This window comes from Streptomyces sp. NPDC051020 (genome assembly GCF_040683105.1).
Classification (GTDB): Bacteria; Actinomycetota; Actinomycetes; order Streptomycetales; family Streptomycetaceae; genus Streptomyces.
Genome location: NZ_JBFBCG010000008.1, coordinates 110,973 through 128,812, shown reverse-complemented (window position 1 = coordinate 128,812; position 17,840 = coordinate 110,973). Strand labels below are relative to the sequence as shown.

At 69.8% G+C, this 17,840-nt stretch carries 13 protein-coding genes and 2 pseudogenes; 9 read left to right on the top strand and 6 right to left on the bottom strand.

Annotation, left to right across the window (positions count from 1 at the left end):
* Window positions 1-41 precede the first annotated feature (41 nt).
* Both AB0N06_RS07220 and AB0N06_RS07215 read left to right on the top strand, forming a co-directional pair.
* Window positions 42-482: a MarR family transcriptional regulator gene (locus AB0N06_RS07220; RefSeq protein WP_366133691.1), complete on the top strand. Its 441-nt coding sequence runs from the start codon at window positions 42-44 to the stop codon at window positions 480-482.
* Window positions 483-564: 82 nt separating this feature from the next.
* Window positions 565-1,899 (top strand): MFS transporter, encoded by a 1,335-nt coding sequence (locus AB0N06_RS07215; RefSeq protein WP_366133690.1) that lies wholly within the window; start codon window positions 565-567, stop codon window positions 1,897-1,899.
* Window positions 1,900-1,975: 76 nt separating this feature from the next.
* Here the strand turns inward: AB0N06_RS07215 and AB0N06_RS07210 are convergent, their stop codons facing one another.
* Window positions 1,976-2,566 (bottom strand): Uma2 family endonuclease, encoded by a 591-nt coding sequence (locus AB0N06_RS07210; protein WP_366133689.1) that lies wholly within the window; start codon window positions 2,564-2,566, stop codon window positions 1,976-1,978.
* A gap of 108 nt (window positions 2,567-2,674) precedes the next feature.
* Here AB0N06_RS07210 and thpR point away from each other — a divergent pair, with 108 nt between their 5' ends.
* Entirely contained in the window at window positions 2,675-3,238 is a 564-nt protein-coding gene (gene thpR, locus AB0N06_RS07205; RefSeq protein WP_366133717.1) for an RNA 2',3'-cyclic phosphodiesterase, read from the top strand.
* A gap of 340 nt (window positions 3,239-3,578) precedes the next feature.
* On the opposite strand, the gene AB0N06_RS07200 is transcribed toward thpR, so the two are convergent.
* From AB0N06_RS07200 to pip, 5 genes and pseudogenes are all read right to left on the bottom strand, one after another.
* Complete coding sequence (locus AB0N06_RS07200; RefSeq protein ID WP_366133687.1) at window positions 3,579-5,858, bottom strand: N-acetylmuramoyl-L-alanine amidase; 2,280 nt, start codon at window positions 5,856-5,858, stop codon at window positions 3,579-3,581.
* Window positions 5,859-6,148: 290 nt separating this feature from the next.
* Window positions 6,149-7,585, bottom strand: coding sequence for an MFS transporter (locus tag AB0N06_RS07195; RefSeq protein WP_366133686.1), 1,437 nt, complete (start codon window positions 7,583-7,585; stop codon window positions 6,149-6,151).
* A 221-nt stretch (window positions 7,586-7,806) separates the two neighbouring features.
* A complete protein-coding gene (locus tag AB0N06_RS07190; protein ID WP_366133685.1) occupies window positions 7,807-8,805 on the bottom strand; it encodes an NEW3 domain-containing protein in 999 nt (332 codons plus the stop codon).
* Window positions 8,806-8,882: 77 nt separating this feature from the next.
* The gene (locus tag AB0N06_RS07185; protein ID WP_366133684.1) at window positions 8,883-10,328 is read right to left on the bottom strand and encodes a Gfo/Idh/MocA family oxidoreductase; all 1,446 of its coding nucleotides are present in this window, start codon (window positions 10,326-10,328) and stop codon (window positions 8,883-8,885) included.
* Window positions 10,329-10,542: 214 nt separating this feature from the next.
* A pseudogene (gene pip, locus AB0N06_RS07180) lies at window positions 10,543-11,523 on the bottom strand (prolyl aminopeptidase).
* Between the two features lie 62 nt (window positions 11,524-11,585).
* Here pip and AB0N06_RS07175 point away from each other — a divergent pair.
* The 6 genes and pseudogenes from AB0N06_RS07175 to AB0N06_RS07150 form a co-directional block, all read left to right on the top strand.
* Window positions 11,586-12,092, top strand: a complete 507-nt coding sequence (locus AB0N06_RS07175; RefSeq protein WP_366133716.1) for a hypothetical protein — start codon at window positions 11,586-11,588, stop codon at window positions 12,090-12,092.
* Between the two features lie 107 nt (window positions 12,093-12,199).
* Window positions 12,200-12,655 carry a MarR family transcriptional regulator gene (locus tag AB0N06_RS07170; RefSeq protein ID WP_366133683.1) on the top strand — a complete coding sequence of 152 codons (456 nt, stop codon included), beginning with the start codon at window positions 12,200-12,202 and terminating at the stop codon, window positions 12,653-12,655.
* Window positions 12,652-13,500 (top strand): ATP-binding cassette domain-containing protein, encoded by an 849-nt coding sequence (locus tag AB0N06_RS07165; protein WP_366133682.1) that lies wholly within the window; start codon window positions 12,652-12,654, stop codon window positions 13,498-13,500. The genes AB0N06_RS07170 and AB0N06_RS07165 overlap by 4 nt, the downstream gene beginning before the upstream one ends.
* The gene (locus AB0N06_RS07160) at window positions 13,460-14,323 is read left to right on the top strand and encodes an ABC transporter permease (RefSeq protein WP_366133681.1); all 864 of its coding nucleotides are present in this window, start codon (window positions 13,460-13,462) and stop codon (window positions 14,321-14,323) included. The genes AB0N06_RS07165 and AB0N06_RS07160 overlap by 41 nt, the downstream gene beginning before the upstream one ends.
* A gap of 316 nt (window positions 14,324-14,639) precedes the next feature.
* A complete protein-coding gene (locus AB0N06_RS07155) occupies window positions 14,640-15,155 on the top strand; it encodes a putative immunity protein (RefSeq protein WP_366133680.1) in 516 nt (171 codons plus the stop codon).
* A 365-nt stretch (window positions 15,156-15,520) separates the two neighbouring features.
* A pseudogene (locus AB0N06_RS07150) lies at window positions 15,521-17,818 on the top strand (heparinase II/III family protein); the annotation flags it as partial.
* Between the last annotated feature and the right edge of the window lie 22 nt (window positions 17,819-17,840).

The window sequence follows — 17,840 nt, the reverse complement described above, 5'->3', positions numbered from 1 at the left end:
CGAATGGTCTTTAGGATGGGTAATGAGTTATCCTAATGAACATGCCTGACCTGATCCACGACGGCGACAGTGCGGCCGCCGTGAACTCCCTTCGCTCCGCCGTGATGCTGCTGGGCCGACGCCTCAAGCACCAGCGCGTCGACGAGTCGCTGAGCCCCACCGAGATGTCGGTGCTCGGCACGCTCGCCCGCTGCGGTTCCGCCACCCCCGGTGAGCTGGCCCGCAAGGAGCACGTGCAGCCTCCGTCGATGACCCGCATCGTCGCGCTGCTGGAGGCCAAGGGGCTGGTCAGACTGGAACCGCACCCCGATGACCGTCGTCAGAAGGTGGTCAGCCAGACCGAGCAGGCCGAAGCCATGCTCGAGGAGAGCCGCTCCAAGCGGAACGCCTGGCTGGCCACTCTCGCCGAGGGTCTGGACGAGGAAGAGTGGGAGACGCTGCGCAAGGCCGCGCCCGTACTGGAGAAGCTCGCCCACCTGTAGCGGCGGTACCGGACCACGGTCCGGTACCGCCGTCACTGCCTCGTCAGTCAGTGAAGAGTCCACGCCGAGGAGGCGAACCCTTTTGAGTACGGGATCCGGAGCAGACTCCGCCCCCGCACCGACGTCCACCCACGAGAGCAAGCCCGGCGGGACCTTCTCGTCGCTGAAGATTCGCAACTACCGCCTGTTCGCCACGGGCGCCGTGATCTCCAACACCGGTACCTGGATGTCCCGCATCACGCAGGACTGGCTCGTCCTGAGCCTCACCGGGTCCGCCGCCGCCGTCGGCATCACCACGGCCCTCCAGTTTCTTCCCATGCTGCTCTTCGGCCTGTACGGCGGCGTCATCGCCGACCGGCTCCCGAAGCGCAAGCTCCTCCTCGTCAGCCAGGCCGCGCTCGGCCTCTGCGGCATCGCCCTCGCCGTCCTCACGCTCTCCGGAGTCGTCCAGGTCTGGCACGTCTACCTGATCGCCTTCCTTCTCGGCATGGTCACGGTCGTCGACAACCCGGCCCGCCAGTCGTTCGTCTCCGAGATGGTCGGCCCGGCCCAGCTGCGCAACGCGGTCAGCCTGAACTCGGCCAACTTCCAGTCCGCCCGGCTCATCGGCCCCGCCGTCGCCGGTGTCCTGATCACCACCGTCGGCAGCGGCTGGGCGTTCATGTTCAACGGTCTGTCGTTCCTCGCCCCGCTCGCCGGTCTGCTGATGATGCGTACCAGCGAACTGCACAAGGCGGTCGTCGTGCCGCGCGCCAAGGGGCAGCTGCGCGAGGGGCTGCGCTATGTCTCCGGCCGCCCCGAGCTGATCTGGCCGATCGTCCTCGTCGGCTTCGTCGGCACGTTCGGCTTCAACTTCCCGATCTGGCTCACCGCCTTCGCGGACGAGATCTTCCACGGCGGCGCCGGGATGTACTCGTTCTTCAACATCCTCATGGCCGCCGGCTCCCTGGCCGGTGCCCTGCTCGCCGCCCGCCGCCGCTCCTCGCGGCTGCGGATGCTGGTGGCGGCGGGCACCGCGTTCGGTCTCCTGGAGATCATCGCGTCCCTGTCGCCGTCCGTCTGGCTCTTCGCGATCCTGCTGGTCCCGATCGGCATGATCGGCCTGACGACCAACATCATCGCCAACACGAGCGTCCAGATGGCGGCCGACCCGGCCGTCCGCGGCCGGGTGATGAGCCTGTACATGATGGTCTTCGTCGGGGGTACGCCGGTGGGCGCCCCGGTCGTGGGCTGGATCAGCGACGCGTATGGCGTCCGGACCGCCATGGCGGTCGGCGGTGCGTTCTCGCTGCTGGCCGCGCTCGGCGTCGGCTTCATGCTGGCCCGGGTCGGCGGCCTGCGCCTCAAGGTCGACCTGCGGCCGGGCCACCCGCATGTGCGGTTCGTCCCGCGCGAACAGCTGGCGACGGCGGCCTGAGGCCGGTCCGTCACGGATGTGACACGGCCCCGACCGGTGAACCTGCCGGTCGGGGCCGCTGCATGTGCGGAGTACGTCAGTCGCGTGGGAACTCGTCGGTTCGGAGGGTGATACCGACGGGGGTGTCGGTGAGGTCGATGTCTGTGCCGAAAAGCACGGTCAGCTTCGATCCGTACACGCCGTTCGTGGGATTCCGGAAGGCGTGGCACTCGCCGCTGTACGGGTCGGCGATCACGTACACCGGAACGCCCGCCGCCGCATACGCGTCCTTCTTCGGTCCGTAGTCGTTCGCCGCGGTGCCCTTCGAGATCACCTCGGCCACGAACTCCACACCCGAGAACAGCCAGTTTCCTTTGCCGTCCTTCGCGGCGTCCTCCCTCAGCGCCAGCACATCTGCCGCGAACCCGTTCAGGTGTCCAGGAAAGTCGACCCGCACATCGGACTTCACGCGCCTGCGCGGATACGTGGCCCGCAGTTGCTCGAAAATGTCGGCAATGATGTCCCAGTGGGTGTTCCGCTGAGGCGACATGAAGATGTTTCCCCCGACGATCTCGGTCTTGATTCCCTCGGGGACGGGCATCTTCTCGAGCCACTCGAACATGGAGTCCAGAGTCCGCTCGTCGCGCTCTTCGGCCATCTCGATCCTGTCGGTGTCTACGACGGTCATCGTGGCGCTCCTCCCCGCTGCCGCACGGCGCGGGCAGCCACGTAGTACAACGATACGCACGGTGACCGGGACACGCCGTTACGGTGCGACACTCGGTTCATGAGCCGCATGAGACTGTTCGTCGCCGTCCTGCCGCCCGACACCGCCATCGCGGAGCTCCGCCGTGCCGTCGCCCCGCTGCACAGCCTTCCGGGCGCCCGTGGCCTGCGCTGGACCGGAATCGACGCATGGCACTTCACGCTCGCCTTCCTCGGTGTGGTCGACGACGCGCTGCTGCCCGATCTGCACGAGCGGCTGGCGCGCGCCGCCGGTCGCACCGAGCGGTTCCCGCTGCGCATCCACCGCGGCGGACGGTTCGACGGCCATGTGCTGTGGGCCGGGGCCGCGGGCGGCCTCGACACGCTGAGGCTCCTCGCCGAGCGCGCCGACGCCGCCGCCCGCCGCGCCGGCGTGCCGATGGACGAGCACCGCCGTTACACCCCGCACCTCACCCTCGCCCGCAGCCGCGCCGAGGCGGACCTGCGCCCCTATCTGGAGGCCCTGGACACCTTCGAGGGCACACCGTGGGAGGTCGGCGAGGTCGCTCTCGTACGCAGCAATCTGCCGGTCTCCGGGGTGCCGGGGGAGCAGCCGCGGTACGAGGTGGTCGCATCCTGGCCGCTGGGACACTGAGCGGTGCGGTTAGGCTCGACGGGTGGACCCGAAGACCAGAAACCGCATCATGGCGGCCGTGCTCGTGCTGATGTTCGCCGTCGTCGCCGTGACAGCCGCGCTCGGCGGCTGAGAGCCTGTCGGCGCCGGCTCCCGTCAGGCGAGCCCCAGCCCCCGGGCGGTCTCCCTCGCGAACGCCTCGGGGTTGTCCAGCATGATGGTGTGCCCGCACTCCGCGACCGGCACGACCCGCACCCCGTAGGCGACGGGGCCGGCGGAACGCCTGAGCCCGGCTCTGCGACACAGGTGCGCGGAGCCGGGCTCAGGTCATGCGGGTACGTCCGTCAGCGGACCGCAGCGGCTACTTGAGGTAGACGAGGCCGTCCGTCGTGACCGCCGGACGGCCCGAGGTGGCGACGACGACGATCTTGACGGTGTGCTTGGCGCTGGTGGACCAGCTCTTCGTCCACAGGGCGTCGCGGTACTTGGTGGTGGACGACTTCAGGTCGACCGTGGCCACCTTCGTACCGTCGACATACACGTACGCCTGACCGGACGTGGCGGCGCGCGAAACCACCCAGGCGGCCGAACGGCCGGTGAACGTCCAGCTCAGGCTCGCGCTCTTGGAGGAGCTGGAGTACGACTTGCCGCCCAGGTACGAGGACGAGGACTTGGTCGTCCAGGTGCCGGTCTTCGTGGCCGAGGTCTCCTGGAGGATGACCGGGGTGCCGGAGACGGAGGCGGCCGCGGTGTTGCCCGCGAGGTCGTAGGCGCTCATGGACCAGGTGGTCGCCACGCCGGACTTCGCGGTGTGCGAGGCGCTCGTGGTGGTCGGACCGTAGGTCTTGGCGACCGGAGCGGTCAGCCGGACCTCCTTGAGCGACGCGGCGTCGGTCGCCTTCCACTTCAGGGTGAGCGGGACGGCGGTGGTGTTCACCGTGCCGGTGCGCAGCGCGAGATTCGGCTTGGTGGTGAAGCTCGGCGCCGTCTGGTCGGCGACCACGGTCGCCGCCGCGGACAGGGCCGTCTTCCCCGACTGGTGGGTGGCGCGGACCTGGACCGAGTGCGTGCCGGCGACGAGGGTGGCCTTCGCCGAAGTGGCGGTGCCCGCGGCGGTGGCGACGCTCTTGCCGTCGACCAGCAGCTCGTACTTGGAGATGAAGGCGCTCGGCGTGCTCGCCGACCAGCCGACCGTGATCGCGGACTTGGTGTAGTACGACGTCCCGGAGAGCGTGGCGCCGGTCACCGACTTGATGGCCAGTCCGGTGACGGGGCCCGCGGCGAGGCTGCGGATCGCGGGCAGTTGCCCGTACAGCTTGGTGCCGGGGCACTCGGTCGCGAAGCCGTCGCGGTGGCCGGAGAGCGTCTTGAAGGAGTACTGCGTACCGGCGGTGAACTTGGTGCCGGCGAGGTTGCTGCCGGTGGCGCCCGCGGTGAGCATGGTGGTGCCCGCCGGGTCGACCTTGTACTGGCCGAGCTTCCACGCGGCGATCCGGGCCACCGAGGTGGTCACCGCGCTCGGGGCTGCCGTGTCCGTGTAGGTGCCGAGGACGGAGATGCCGGCCGACTCCCGGTTGAAGCCGTAGGTGTGTGCGCCGAGGACCGGCCGGTCCACGCCGCCCTTGCGGCCCTCGAAGATCGTCCCGCACTTGTCGACCAGGAAGTTGTAGCCGATGTCCTTCCAGCCGTTGCTCTTGACGTGGTACGCGTACACGCTGCGCACGACGGCCGCGGAGTCGGCGCAGGAGTAGTCGTTGGTCCCTGCGGTGTGGTGGACGAAGACGGCCTTGACCGTGTCGTTGTACTCCGGTGCCTCCGGGCTGATCGACTCGTCGGCGCCCCAGCCCGCACGCGAGGTGATGGGCGGCTTGGGCACGGTCGACGGCGGCGCGGGCGGCAGGGACGCGGTCGGCGAGGTGCTCGCGGTCGGCGAGGAGGTGTCGCTCGCGGTGGGCGAGGGGCTGTCCGTCGCCGTGTCGGATGGTGCCACGGGCGGCGCCTCGGATGCCGGGGCGGTGTCGGTCTCCGTGACCGTGGGGGTCGGTTCCGCGGTGTCCGTCGGATCGGCCCGGGGGGTTTCGGACGACGACGGGTCGTCGGTGGGGGCGTCGGTCTCGGCGGCGAAGGCGGCCGGGGCCGCGTGCAGCGACGAGCCCTTGCCGGGGTCGACGGTGTCCAGCCGCAGCCCGGCGGGCAGCTTCGCGGAGACCTTGGCGCCCGCGGTGACGCGTACCTCGACACCGTTGGACGGGCCGACCCACCGAGGTTCGGTGGACCCGCGGACGCCGGGACCCGCCTCCATACGGCCGTCGATGTCGGTCTCCAGCGGCGTCCAGGAGGTCCAGGTGCCGTTCGCGACCGACCTGGTCCGTACCTCGACCGCTCCCGTCACCTTCGCCGCCGGGTCGGTCCAGGTGACCCCCAGCATGCTGAACGGTGCGGTGTCCCGTCGGCCGAGCGACGCGGAACTGCCGTCCGCGGCCACGTTCAGTGCCGTCTTCCGTACGTCGGTCCTGACCGGACCGGCCTTGCTGTCACTGTTGTCTGCGGAGTCGCCGGTCACGTTCTGGAACACCACGAAACCTGCCACGGCTGCCGTCGTGACGGCAGCCGTGGTCCAAATTTTTCGGTGCGATCTCACGTCGTATCCCTCGGGGGTGTCACGGGGGGTGGCAAGGGGCCGTTGGATCACGGCGTTCGCACAGCTTTCCATGACCGCCCGACGGCCCGTCCCGCACCCCCGGCGTCCAGGGCATTTCTTGGGAATCGAGCCCGATCGGGGAGCCCGGCCCGATCCGGGAAAAAGGTCCTGGTGCTCCTCCCGGCAAGCTTTGCGGGTTCTGGCGGTGAAAGCGCGTGTGCCAGTGATCGGCCGCGAACCCTGCAGGATTCGCGGCCGATCGCGTGTGCGGTGAGAGCGTCGGCTGGTGGTCAGGCGACGGGGGATGTTTCCGGCTCGGGCTGCGCGGCCGACTGCTTGGCGCGCAGCGTGGTGAGGGCGAGGGCGGCTCCGGCGGCGGCGATGGCGGAGGCACCGAGGAAGGCCGCTGAGAATCCGTCCGTCAGGGCGGATGCGTTGCCGAGCTGGTCGGCGCCCTGGGAGGCGGCGATGGCGGTCATCGCGGCCAGGCCGAGGGCGGAGCCGATCTGGTAGCTGGTGTTGACGATGCCGGAAGCCAGGCCGCCCTCTTCCGGGCGGGCGCTGGAGATGGCCGTGCCGAGGGAGGGGATGAAGGCGAGCGACATGCCGACGGCGGCGAGCAGTGAGGCGGGCAGCACGTCGACCGCGTAGGAGCCGTCGGGGCGGACGAAGGACAGCCACAGCATGCCGGCGGCGAGCGCCACCATGCCGGAGACGATCATCGTGCGCGGCCCGAAGCGGTTCATGAACCGGGGCGCGAACACGATCATCATCAGCATCACCGCGCCGGTCATCGGCAGCAGGGCGGCTCCGGAGGCGAAGGCTCCCAAGTCGAGAACCTGCTGGAGGTAGAGGTTCAGGAAGAACCACATCGGGATCCACGCCCCGGCCAGCAGCAGCTGCGCGAGGTTGGCGCCGGCGAGGTTGGGCGTGCGTAGGATGCTCAGCCGCATCAGGGGTGCACGGCTCTTGGCCTGACGAGCGACGAACAGTCCGGTCAGGGCGATTCCTGCGATCATCACCAGCCAGGTCTCGCCCGCTGCCCAGCCGACCTCGGGGGCACGGACCACCGCGTAGACGATGGCGCCGAGGCCGGCGGTCACGGTGAGCGCGCCGAGAACGTCGATCGAGCCGCGCGCGGGTGGGGCGGAGGGCATCAGGCCCACAGTCGCCACCAGGGCGAGCACGGCCACGGGGATGTTGAGGTAGAAGACCCACGGCCAGTTCGTGTACTGGGTGATGACGCCGCCCAGGAAGACGCCGGCCGTGCCGCCGGCCGGCGCGGCCGCGCCGTAGAGGGCGAACGCCTTGGTCAGCTCCTTCGGGTTGGACCCGAACAGCATCATCAGCAAGGTCAGCGCGGAGGGTGCGATCAGCGCCGAGCCGGCGCCCTGCACGGCGCGCCCGGCCAGCTCCACCCACACCTCGTTCGCGAGCCCTGCCATCAGCGACCCGACGGCCAACACCGCCCAGCCGGCGCTGAACACCCGCTTGGCGCCCAGGAGATCGGACAGGCGGCCACCCAGCAGCAGCAGTCCGCCGAACGCGATGACGTAGGCGTTGAACACCCAGGACAGATTGCCCTGGGTGAACCCCAGGTCGGTCTGCATCTCGGGCAGGGCCACGCCGATGATGGACGTATCCATGATCACCATGAACTGCGCCATGGCGATCAGCGCCAGCCCCCACCATCTGCGCGGGGACGGCTGCGGCGATGTTGCGGACATCTCACTCACCTCACATACTCCTGGGGGGTATCCCTGAACGCGAGAAAACATACCCCCTAGGGGTATGGAATGCAATGGGAAGCGCATTACCGCGAAGGCGGGGCATGCCTGTGAGAAGAAGGCAGCCCATACGGCTGCCACGCGCCGCGCGGCCAAACAACCGCGCCGGCCGGCGGAGGATGTGTCCTCCGCCGGCCGGCGCACGTGGTGTTCGAGAGGAGTTACGGAGCCAACGCGATGTCGAAGAGGTGGATGCCGGCATTGGCCGGGAGCACCACGAGTTCGACCTGCTCGGCCGGATCCAGGGTGATGGAGTGGGCGAAGACCCGGTAGGCGATGCCCGCGTTGCCGTACCCATCCGGACGGTTGCGGCCGTCCGACGACTTCACCAGCGTCGCGCCGTGTGCCGTTGCCTCCTGGAACGACCAGTTGGGGAAGCCGATCGACCCGGTGGTGCTCGACCCGTCGGTGTAGATCACCGTCGCCGTGCCGGCGGCCCCGTAGCCGACGCCGGAGCCGAGGAAGACCAGCTTGCTGCCCTTGCCGTCGACCTTCACGGCCTGCCCGGTGCTCGACACGTTGTTCTTCGTGCCGGGGGCCGCGGCAGGCCAAGTCAGCTGGGCGCCGAGGGCGGTGACGGACGCTCCGGGCGTCAGCCCGACCGCGGCGAGCTTCTGCGCGGAGAAGCTGTTGCCCTCGCCGTCGTAGTTACCAGCCTTGGTCTCGTTCTCGTTGGTGATGGCCACGTTGTTGTACGCGTCGGAGAGGCGGGCCAGTGCGGGGCCGGAGCGCTCGACCCGTGTGCCCATGGCGGTGCCCCGGCCGTCGCCTCCCTCGTAGGTGGCGCTGGCCGTGAACGTGCGCATGGTGAAGCCCGCACGCTGTTCGGGTACCTGGATCCGGAACTCCGCCGTGGCCGCGGCGCCCGGCTGGTACGAACCGTCGACGCTGCGCACCGCGGGCTGCACGGCCCAGCCGACCGGGCCGTTGAAGGTGACCTTGAGCCGGCGCAGGCGATCGGGTCCCTCATTGGTGACGGTGACCTTCACCTCCGAGATGGCAGGGCCGTTCAGGTCGATGGGGGCGATCGTCACCTGGGTGCGCGCCTCGGACGCGGCCGCGTCGTGCGACGCGGCGCTCGCGGGGGCGGAGGTGAACGCCACCGCCGCCACCGCCAGGGCCGCCGCGGCTCTTCGGGCTGCGGTCACAAGTACGGACATGAATGCTCGCTCCTTCTCTCACGGTTCGGGCAGTGCTCGGCCAGGGTTCAGCGGACAGGGCTGGACGTGGGCCGGAATCACACGGGCGGCATCTCGGCCATGCGCGAGTCGAGGCCGAGACGGAGGTTCACCCACGCACCCCGGGTGAAGTCCGGGATCGCAACCGGCTTGCCCTTCTTCTCCAGAGACATGACGCTCAGTGGCACCGGCGCGCACCAGGCCGCCGAGTCGTACACGTCGATGTCGGGCACGAGGCCGGCGCGCATCAGCTGCACGGTGCGCCACTGCAGGACGTAGTCCATGCCGCCGTGGCCGCCGTTGTTCGCGGCGTCGTCGCCGATCTTCTTCCAGAGCCAGTGGTCGAACTCCTTGCGGTACGACCCGAAGTCCCGCCAGGCGTCGTCGCCGTGGTCGGGCTCGAAGTAGACCCGGGCGCCGGTGGAGGAGTTTCCGGCGTAGTCCTCGAAGATGCCGCGGCTGCCGGCGAGGCTGTTGATGCGGCTGTACGGGCGGGGCTCGCTCACATTGTGCTCGGCGCGGATCGTCCGGCCGTTGGCAGTTTCGATCATGCAGGTGACGAGGTCGCCGTTGATGTAGGTCTCGTTCCACGACGGGTGGCCCTTGGGGACGAAGCGCTCGCGGTAGTCGGCGAGGCCCTTCGGGGCCGTCGCGGTGGCGCGCAGTGTGGTCATCCGGTCGCCGCGGTTGATGTCCATCGCCGCGGCGACCGGGCCGAGACCGTGCATCGCGTAGAAGGAGGCGGTGCTGCGGGTGTGCCACAGGCGGCGCCAGGAGTCCGTGTAGTACGTGTCCGAGAACAGCAGCGCACGCAGGTCGTGCAGGTAACCGCCGTGGCCGTTCGTGACGTCGCCGAACACGCCGTCGTGCGCCATCTTGAGCATCGCCAACTCGTTGCGGCCGTACGAGCAGTTCTCGGCGAGCATCAGGTGTCGTCGGGTCTGCTCGCAGGTGTCGACCAGGTCCCACAGCTCGTCGAGCTGGGTGGCGATGGGAAGTTCGACGATGACGTGCTTGCCGGCCAGCAGCGCGGCCTTGCCCTGCGGGTAGTGGAACTCCCAGGGCGTGGCGATGTAGACGAGGTCGATGTCGTCCCGCTTCAGCATCTCGGCGTACGAGTCGGCGGAGCCGCCGAACTCGGCGGGGCGCGGCTTGCCCGCCTTGACCAGGTTGTCAGCGACGCGCTTGGCGCGGTCCGGGCGGATGTCGCAGACGGCGGTGACCTGGCAGCCGGGCACGGCGGACCAGCCCGTGCTCATGCCGTTGCCGCGGTTGCCGAGGCCGATGACGGCGACCCGGACGGTCCGGTGCACCTCGTACGGCACGTTGATCATGGAGGTCTGGCCGGCGATGCGGCGCGGCTCGGAGGCCGTGACCGCACCGGAAGCGCCCGGCGCGGCGAGCGCGGGGGCGGACCCGGCGGCTCCGAAGCCGACGGCGATCGCGCCCGTGGCCACTGCCCCTCCGAGAACCGATCGCCGCGAGACTGCGGGGACTTCAGACATGAAGGACTCCAGATTCGACGTGGTCGGGATCACTGGCGGGACGACTGTGACGGGCGTTACATATGCATGTCAATAGATGATTGCAAAATCGCTCCAGCGCTCATAAATGAACAGCGCGCCCCACACTCCACTGCAACTGCGTGCACGGTGGGGCGGCCCGTCGCAGATCTGCGTGCCGGCCCCCGCGCGCCCGGCCTGATCCGAAAATGAGGACCTAGTGCCGCGACGCGAACCGGTCCAGCGCCTCCAGCACCGCCCGGCTGGTCGCCGCGCCGCCCAGATGCCCCGACCCGTCGATCACGGTCAACTCCGCGTCCGGCCATGCCCGGGCCAGCTCCCAGGCGGTGATCAGCGGCCCGCCCAGGTCGAGCCGGCCGTGCACCAGCACGCCCGGGATCCCAGCCAGCCGCCCGGCGTTCCGGATCAACTGCCCCTCCTCCAGCCAGGCTCCGTTGGAGAAGTAGTGCGAGCAGATCCGCACCAGGGCCTGCTGCGCCCTGCCCGGCCTGCCGCTGTACGGGGGCGGTCCCGCGTACGTCTCGTGGGAGAGCACCGCGTCCTCCCAGGCACACCAGTCCGCCGTCGCCCTCGCCCGTACCTCCGCGTCCGGGCTCTCCATCCGCCGGGCGTACGCGGCGAGGACGTCCGGGGTCGGCTTGCCCTCGGCCTCCGGCACCCCGGCCCGGAACAGGTCCCACGCTTCCGGGAAGATCTGCCCGGCGCCCCGGTACAGCCAGTCGATCTCGCTGCGCCGGGTCGTGGTGACGGCCGGGATCACGATCTCGGAGACCCGGTCCGGATGTTCCTCGGCGTACGCCAGGATCAGCGTCGAACCCCAGGACCCGCCGTACAGCAGCTACGTGCCGATCCCGAGGTGCACGCGCAGCCGCTCCATGTCGGCGATCAGACGGCCGGTCGTGTTGTACCGCATGTCGGCGGCGGGGTCGCTCGCGTGCGGGGTCGACCGGCCGCAGCCCCGCTGGTCGAAGAGGACGACCCGGTACCGGTCCGGGTCGAAATACTGCCGCGCCCCCGCACCGCACCCCGACCCGGGGCCCCCGTGGACGACGAGCGCGGGCTTGCCGTCCGGATTGCCGCAGACCTCCCAGTACACGAGGTTGCCGTCGCCGACGTCGAGCATCCCGTGGTCGTACGGCTCGATCGGCGGGTACTTGTCGTCGGGTTCACGGTCCATGGCGGCGTCCCTCCGGTTCGGCGCAAAGGAGCCAGATTATGGCGGGGCGTAACCTGGCTGCCGTGAATTCCACCGCCCGGATCCTGGCCGTACTCGACGAACTGCTCACCGAAGCGGGCCCGGAGGAGCGCGGCGCCCTCTGGCAACTGGCTGAACAAGGGCGTGAGTTGGACGCCAATCTGGTGCGTCTGCCGCCCGGCGGCGAGGTCGGCGAGCATCAGGAGGACATCCTCGACGTCCTCCTCGTCGTCATCGCGGGCAGCGGCCGTGTCCTCGCACGCACGGGCACGGGCACGGAGGCGCTGGAGCTGACCCCCACCACGGCCGTCTGGCTTCCCCGCACCTCCCGCCGCGCTCTCGCGGCGGGCCCGGACGGGCTTGCGTACCTGACCGTCCACCGCCGCCGCCCGGGTCTGACCATCAAGCCGTCGGTCCACGCGTCGGTGGCGCACGAAGGCGGCGAGGGGCCCTGCATGCTGGACCGGGTCTGCCCCGAGTGCGGCCGCCTCTCGCCGGACCCGGCGCCGGTGTTCTGCAGCCGGTGCGGGGAGCGGTTCCCGGCGGGGTGAGGTGACGGCGCGGCCGCGCCCCGGCCCGTTGACGCACCGCTCGGCGATGGCCCCTTTCGTCGGGGCTCTGCCACGTGATACATCGCAAACAGAGGTAAAATGGGCAGGTGGTGGCGAGTGATCTCCCCGAAGAACTCGCCGGACTTCTGCCCCGCATTCAGCGGCTCGCCCGGCGGCGGCTGTGGAGCGGTCTGCCCACGCCCCGGCTGCGCGGAGCGCACGCGGAACTGCTGCGGCTGGTTGCCGCCCGGCCCGGAATCCGGGTCTCGGCGGCCGCGCGCGAACTCTGCCTCGCGCCCAACTCCGTCTCCACGCTGGTCAACCATCTGGTCGCGGAAGGCCTGTTGCGACGGGAGCCGGACCCCGGCGACGGGCGGGCAGCGCTCCTCCACCCGACCCCGGCGGGCGTCGGCCGGCTGCGGGACTGGCGGGCCCGGCGTGACGCGCTCTTCCGCGAACACGTGGCGAAACTCGACGCCGCCGACCGGGCCGCGCTGACCGCCGCGCTCCCGTCACTGCGCAGACTCGCCGAGTCACTGCGCGAAGGAGAGGAGGCCCTATGACTCCCGCCCTCCGCTGCACCGGTCTGACCTACTCCTTCGGCACCTCGAAAGCCGTCGACGGCCTGGACCTGCTCGTCCGCCCCGGCGAGGTCTTCGGACTCCTCGGGCCCAACGGCGCGGGCAAGACCACCACCCTGCGTGCGATCGCCACGCTGCTGCCCGTACCCCCCGGCGTCATCGATGTGTTCGGCCACGACGCGGCCCGGCAGAAGATGGCCGTACGGCGTCTGCTCGGTTACGTACCGCAGCAGCTGTCGGCTGACGCCGCCCTCACTGGCCGGGAGAACGTCGCCCTTTTCGCCCGTGTCTTCGACGTCCCCCGCCGCCACCGCGCCGCCCGCGTCGGGCAGGCGCTGGACGCGGTCGGGCTGGGGCCCGAGGCGCACCGGCTCGCCGCCACGTACTCCGGTGGCATGGTGCGCCGCCTCGAACTCGCGCAGGCGCTGGTCAGCGCACCCCGCCTGATGATTCTGGACGAACCGACCATCGGCCTGGACCCGATCGCGCGCGACAGCGTCTGGGACCGCATCACCGAGATCCGTGTCGGCACCGGGATGACGGTGCTGGTCACCACCCACTCCATGGAAGAGGCCGACCAGCGCTGCGACAGGCTCGCCCTGATGCATCTGGGCAGACTGCGCGCGCTCGGCACGCCCGCCGAGCTCAAGAGCGAGCTGGTCGCGCACCGCGAGGAGCCCGGCGATACGGCTCCGCCGCCACCGACCCTGGAGGACGTCTTCCGGTACCACTCCGGAAGCGGCCTGGACGACCCCGGTTCTCCCGGAGAGAAGGGAGCCTTCAACGATGTCCGCCGTACCCGTCGCACCGCATCCCGCCGCGGCTGAACCCGGCTCGCCCGACGGCCGCTTCGCCCTCCTCCTGGAGCCGCCGCCCGCCCGCACGGGCTGGCGCGTCGTCCCCGCGCGGGTCGCGGCGATGTGCGCCGTCGAACTGCAGAAGCTGCGCCACGACCGCGCCGAGATCTACACCCGCGCCGTCCAGCCCGCGCTCTGGCTGCTGATCTTCGGCCAGACGTTCTCCCGTATCCACGCCATCCCCACCGGCGGCGTTCCGTATCTCGACTTCCTGGCGCCCGGGATCATCGCCCAGTCCGCCATGTTCATCGCGATCTTCTACGGCATCATGATCATCTGGGAGCGGGACTCCGGTGTCCTCACCAAACTCATGGTCACGCCGACGCCCAGAACCGCCCTGGTGGCCGGCAAGGCCTTCGCCGCCGGGGTGAAAGCCGTGATCCAGGCGGCAGTCGTCATTGTGATCGCCGTGGTGCTCGGCGTCGGCATGACCTGGAACCCGCTGCGACTGCTGGGCGTGGTCGTCGTGGTCGTTCTCGCCTCCGCGTTCTTCTCCTGCCTGTCGATGTCGATCGCCGGGATCGTCCTCACCCGCGACCGGCTGATGGGTATCGGCCAGGCCATCACCATGCCGCTGTTCTTCGCCTCCAACGCGCTCTACCCGGTCGCGCTGATGCCCGGCTGGCTCCAGGCGATCAGCAAGGTGAACCCGTTGAGTTACGAGGTCGACGCCCTGCGCGGACTGCTCATCGGTACGCCGGCCCACCTCGGCCTCGACCTGGGGGTACTCGGTCTCGCCGCGTGCGTCGGCATCGCCGCCGCCGGTTCGCTCCTCGGCCGGCTCGCCCGCTGACCGCGTCGCACGACGGTTCTCGGCGGTACGGGCCCGATCCGGGGCGGGGGCGCCGGCGGCGGTGCGGCCAGGGCGTGATTGCGGGAATGTCCGCGGCCCACCTCCGAGCGGCACGGCGGCGCGGGGCATGGTTTCCATCAGCGCCCGCCCCGCCGAAGTCGAGGACCGCAAGGTCCTCGCCACCGTTTGACGACAGGACGGGGCAGCAGCCCCCCACAGAGTCAACCACCTGGTTTGCAGGCTTTACTGGTAGGCGTGCCAGGCGCGCGTGCGCGCCCTTGGGTGTGGGGCGGATGTCAGCAAAGGAGTGCCAACCATGATCCTCCCGAAGGTCCGGGACCCGCGTTTCGTGACGATCCGCCGCGGTGGGACCCTCACTGATTCGGATCACCACCCCCTCGCTCTTTGGGCGGCATCTTGCGCGGAGCACGTCCTTGACCTCTTCGAGTCCGCTCAGCCTGAGGACCCACGGCCGCGTCAGGCGATCGAGCACGCCCGCGCCTGGGTGCGTGGCGAGGTCAAGATGACCCAGGCACGCGCGGCGGGTGGCCATGCCATGGGTGCGGCCAGAGACCTGCGTGGGGCAGCACGGCATGCTGCGTACGCTGCTGGCCAGGCCGGGGCTGTCGCCCACGTCGCCGCGCACGAGCTCGGTGCGGCCGCCTATGCGATCAAGGCCGCACGTGCTGCCGCGCCGGAAGGCGAGAGTGAGGCCGCAGGGCGACTCGAGTGCCAGTGGCAGCGTGACCAGCTCCCGGAGGCGATACGCGAGCTTGTACTTGACGACCAGCGGTTGCGGAACGACATCTGCTGGTTGGTGTTTGACTGCTGAGCACGCCTTGAGGCACCAGTACCGTCCACAAGCACAATGAAGTCCAATCTGCCCCAGCGGCGGCGCGACGTTCGCGCGGTGTCACGCTGCCTGCCCATAGCCGTCCAAGGCGGGCGGACTGTCGCCGCGTAGCGGGCTGAAATCGACGTCAAGGTGCGGGTCGTACGCCTCGGGCTGGATGCCGAGTTCGTGGGTGGAGTACTCGCCGAAGCGGCGGATGTGCTCGGGCCGTTCGCGGGGAGCTGTGTGACGCCAAGCTGAAGCCCGACTACGCCGAATCAGCCCCTTGACTCTGGGACAGCGGGACCGAACGATAGGCCATCGAGCCGCACAGCAAACGGTTTCTATCCGATGGAGAGCTGCCCATGAGCGAGCCCGGCCCAATTCGCACATTCTTCCCGCGCAGAGGCGTCCTGGGCACCCTGGCTGGAGCAACTGCCACGCTGACACTGCCTATTGGTGCCGCCCAGGCGGAAAGCGCTTCCCGAACCGCCGCTGTAGTCGCCGAGGGCGACAACCCCGACCATGCCCTCTTTGGCGTCTGGGACGCGGCGTCGGGCATGTGGTCCGTGCCTGCCCGAATCGACTACGCGGCGGCGCCCACGCTCGCGCCGGTGGAGCAGGCGGTAAAGGCGGGCGACTATGCGGGCGCGGCCGGGCAGTTGAGCGAGCACTTCCGCCGGCGGTCCGCGCGCACCACACTGCCGTATCTCTACAACGGGGTCTTCCGTCCCGGACTGATCCCCCTGTTCCTCGACCACATATGGACGCTCGGCACGGGCGAAATCCTGCAGGACACCGTGACCGTCACCGGGCAGGAGGCCACGGTCGAGGCGGACGTCACAGACGCGCTGAGACGTTCGTACGCCTCCGGGACCGCCTCCTTTTTCCTGATGGCCCGCCATAAAGAACCTTCGACGGCAGTGTTCGCCTCGCGCAGCGCCGATTCCGGGCAGCCCGCGCTCGTCGTCACCCACGCCGACGGTTCCACGGTGACCTTCGCCGCGTCCGCCGACACGTACATCAAGGCGGGCGACGACGCGAAGCGCGTCTTCGGTGCCGAACCCGTCCTGGAGGTGCGCGACGAAGGAACGGGGGCCTTCGGTCCAGAAACCCGAAAGTCCTATGTAGCGTTCGAGCTGACGGGTCTGACCGCCGCTCCCAAGTCGGCCGTCCTCCGCCTCACGGGCCGCAACTTCACGACCGCCGACGCCAAGCGCGTGCTCGTCTACCAGACCCTGGAGACCTTCGACGAGACCAAGCGCACCTGGGCCAACACGGTCCAGAACACCTTCTCCTGGCAGGGCGACCCGGGGGGCTTCGGCTGGAAGGGGCCCGCGGGCTCCGATCCGGAGTACAGCTACCAGCTACCGCGCTGCTACTTCGCGGGCCCGATGGCGGACGCGTACCGGAAGGACGGCGACGAGGATGTCGCGGTCGGACTCGTCGGAATCCTGCGCGACTTCATCCACGACGCCGACGGCTACGGCACCCCGTACGGAGCAGGCTCCTTCCCGCGCAGCCTCGATACCGCCAACCGCATTGTCAACTGGATCTACGCGTACGAGATCCTGCGGAGCAGTCCGTCGCTGACGCCGGAAGCGAACGTCGAGCTCCTTCGCGCCATCGACAAGTCGGGCCAGTACCTGACCTCTGCGGTGAACCCCACTCCGAACTGGATGCAGGCCCAGAAGCAGGCACTCGCCGAAATCGCCTTGTACTTCCCGGAGCTGACAGACAGCCGGGCCTGGCTCGCCAACGCAGGTGACTTCCTTGCCCATCAGCTGAGCCAGGTCCTGTATCCCGACGGTGGGTACACGGAATCGACGGACCAATACGCGCACGGCGTGGCCGCGACCTTCGCCTCCCTGATGGCTTACTTCGCTCAGAACGGCCAGGAGCTGGCCGGCAAGGAGGACCTGCGCCGCCTGGCTCGCTTCCTCGCCGACCAGAACTTCCCCGGCGGCTGGGGCCCCTCCTACGGCGACAGCGGCACCGCTGACCGCCGCCCCGCCTTCGCGACGCTCGCCGATGTCCTCGACGATGACCACCTGCGCCACATCGCCACGGACGGCGAAAAGGGCACCCCGCCGCCGTACACCTCCGTGCTCTACCCCGACACTCGCGTCGCAGTGCTGCGCGACGGCTGGCGCCCCGACGCCTCGTACCTGCGCATCAACGCCGACCGAGGAGCGCACGCCCACCCCGACGAGCTCGCCGTCACTGTGTACGCCCACGGCCGGGCGCTGCTGCCGAACATGGGTGCCTTCACCTACAGCGCGGACCCGCGCAGCAACTGGCTACGCACCACCACCGAGTCCGCTACGACGGTCGAGATCGACGGCAGGGCCCAAGCCCCAGCCTCCCCGGCGTCGTGCGACATCTTCTCCACCAACGCGGTCTTCGACGTCATACGCATGTCGAGTGACGCGACGTCAGGCGTACGACACACACGGACAGTGCTCTTCCTGCGCGGCCGGGCCCTGTGGCTGATCACGGACCGTCTCGATCCCGCCGACTCCGCCCCGCACACCTACCGCCAGAACTGGCACTTCCTCCCCGACGCGCACCCGTCGATCGCCGCGGACAGCAAGGCCACCGTAACGGCCTTTCCCGCCGGGGCGAACCTGCGGATCGTGCCCGCGGCGCCCCAGCGGCTGACGCTGGCTCGGTCGGGGGCGACAG

Coding starts and splice junctions, on each gene's coding strand:
- AB0N06_RS07220 (WP_366133691.1), top strand. CDS start 42: ATGCCTGACCTGATCCACGACGGCGACAGTGCGGCCGCCGTGAACTCC.
- AB0N06_RS07210 (WP_366133689.1), bottom strand. CDS start 2,566: ATGACCGTCGTAGACACCGACAGGATCGAGATGGCCGAAGAGCGCGAC.
- thpR (WP_366133717.1), top strand. CDS start 2,675: ATGAGACTGTTCGTCGCCGTCCTGCCGCCCGACACCGCCATCGCGGAG.
- AB0N06_RS07195 (WP_366133686.1), bottom strand. CDS start 7,585: ATGTCCGCAACATCGCCGCAGCCGTCCCCGCGCAGATGGTGGGGGCTG.
- AB0N06_RS07190 (WP_366133685.1), bottom strand. CDS start 8,805: ATGTCCGTACTTGTGACCGCAGCCCGAAGAGCCGCGGCGGCCCTGGCG.
- AB0N06_RS07185 (WP_366133684.1), bottom strand. CDS start 10,328: ATGTCTGAAGTCCCCGCAGTCTCGCGGCGATCGGTTCTCGGAGGGGCA.
- AB0N06_RS07165 (WP_366133682.1), top strand. CDS start 12,652: ATGACTCCCGCCCTCCGCTGCACCGGTCTGACCTACTCCTTCGGCACC.
- AB0N06_RS07160 (WP_366133681.1), top strand. CDS start 13,460: ATGTCCGCCGTACCCGTCGCACCGCATCCCGCCGCGGCTGAACCCGGC.
- AB0N06_RS07155 (WP_366133680.1), top strand. CDS start 14,640: ATGATCCTCCCGAAGGTCCGGGACCCGCGTTTCGTGACGATCCGCCGC.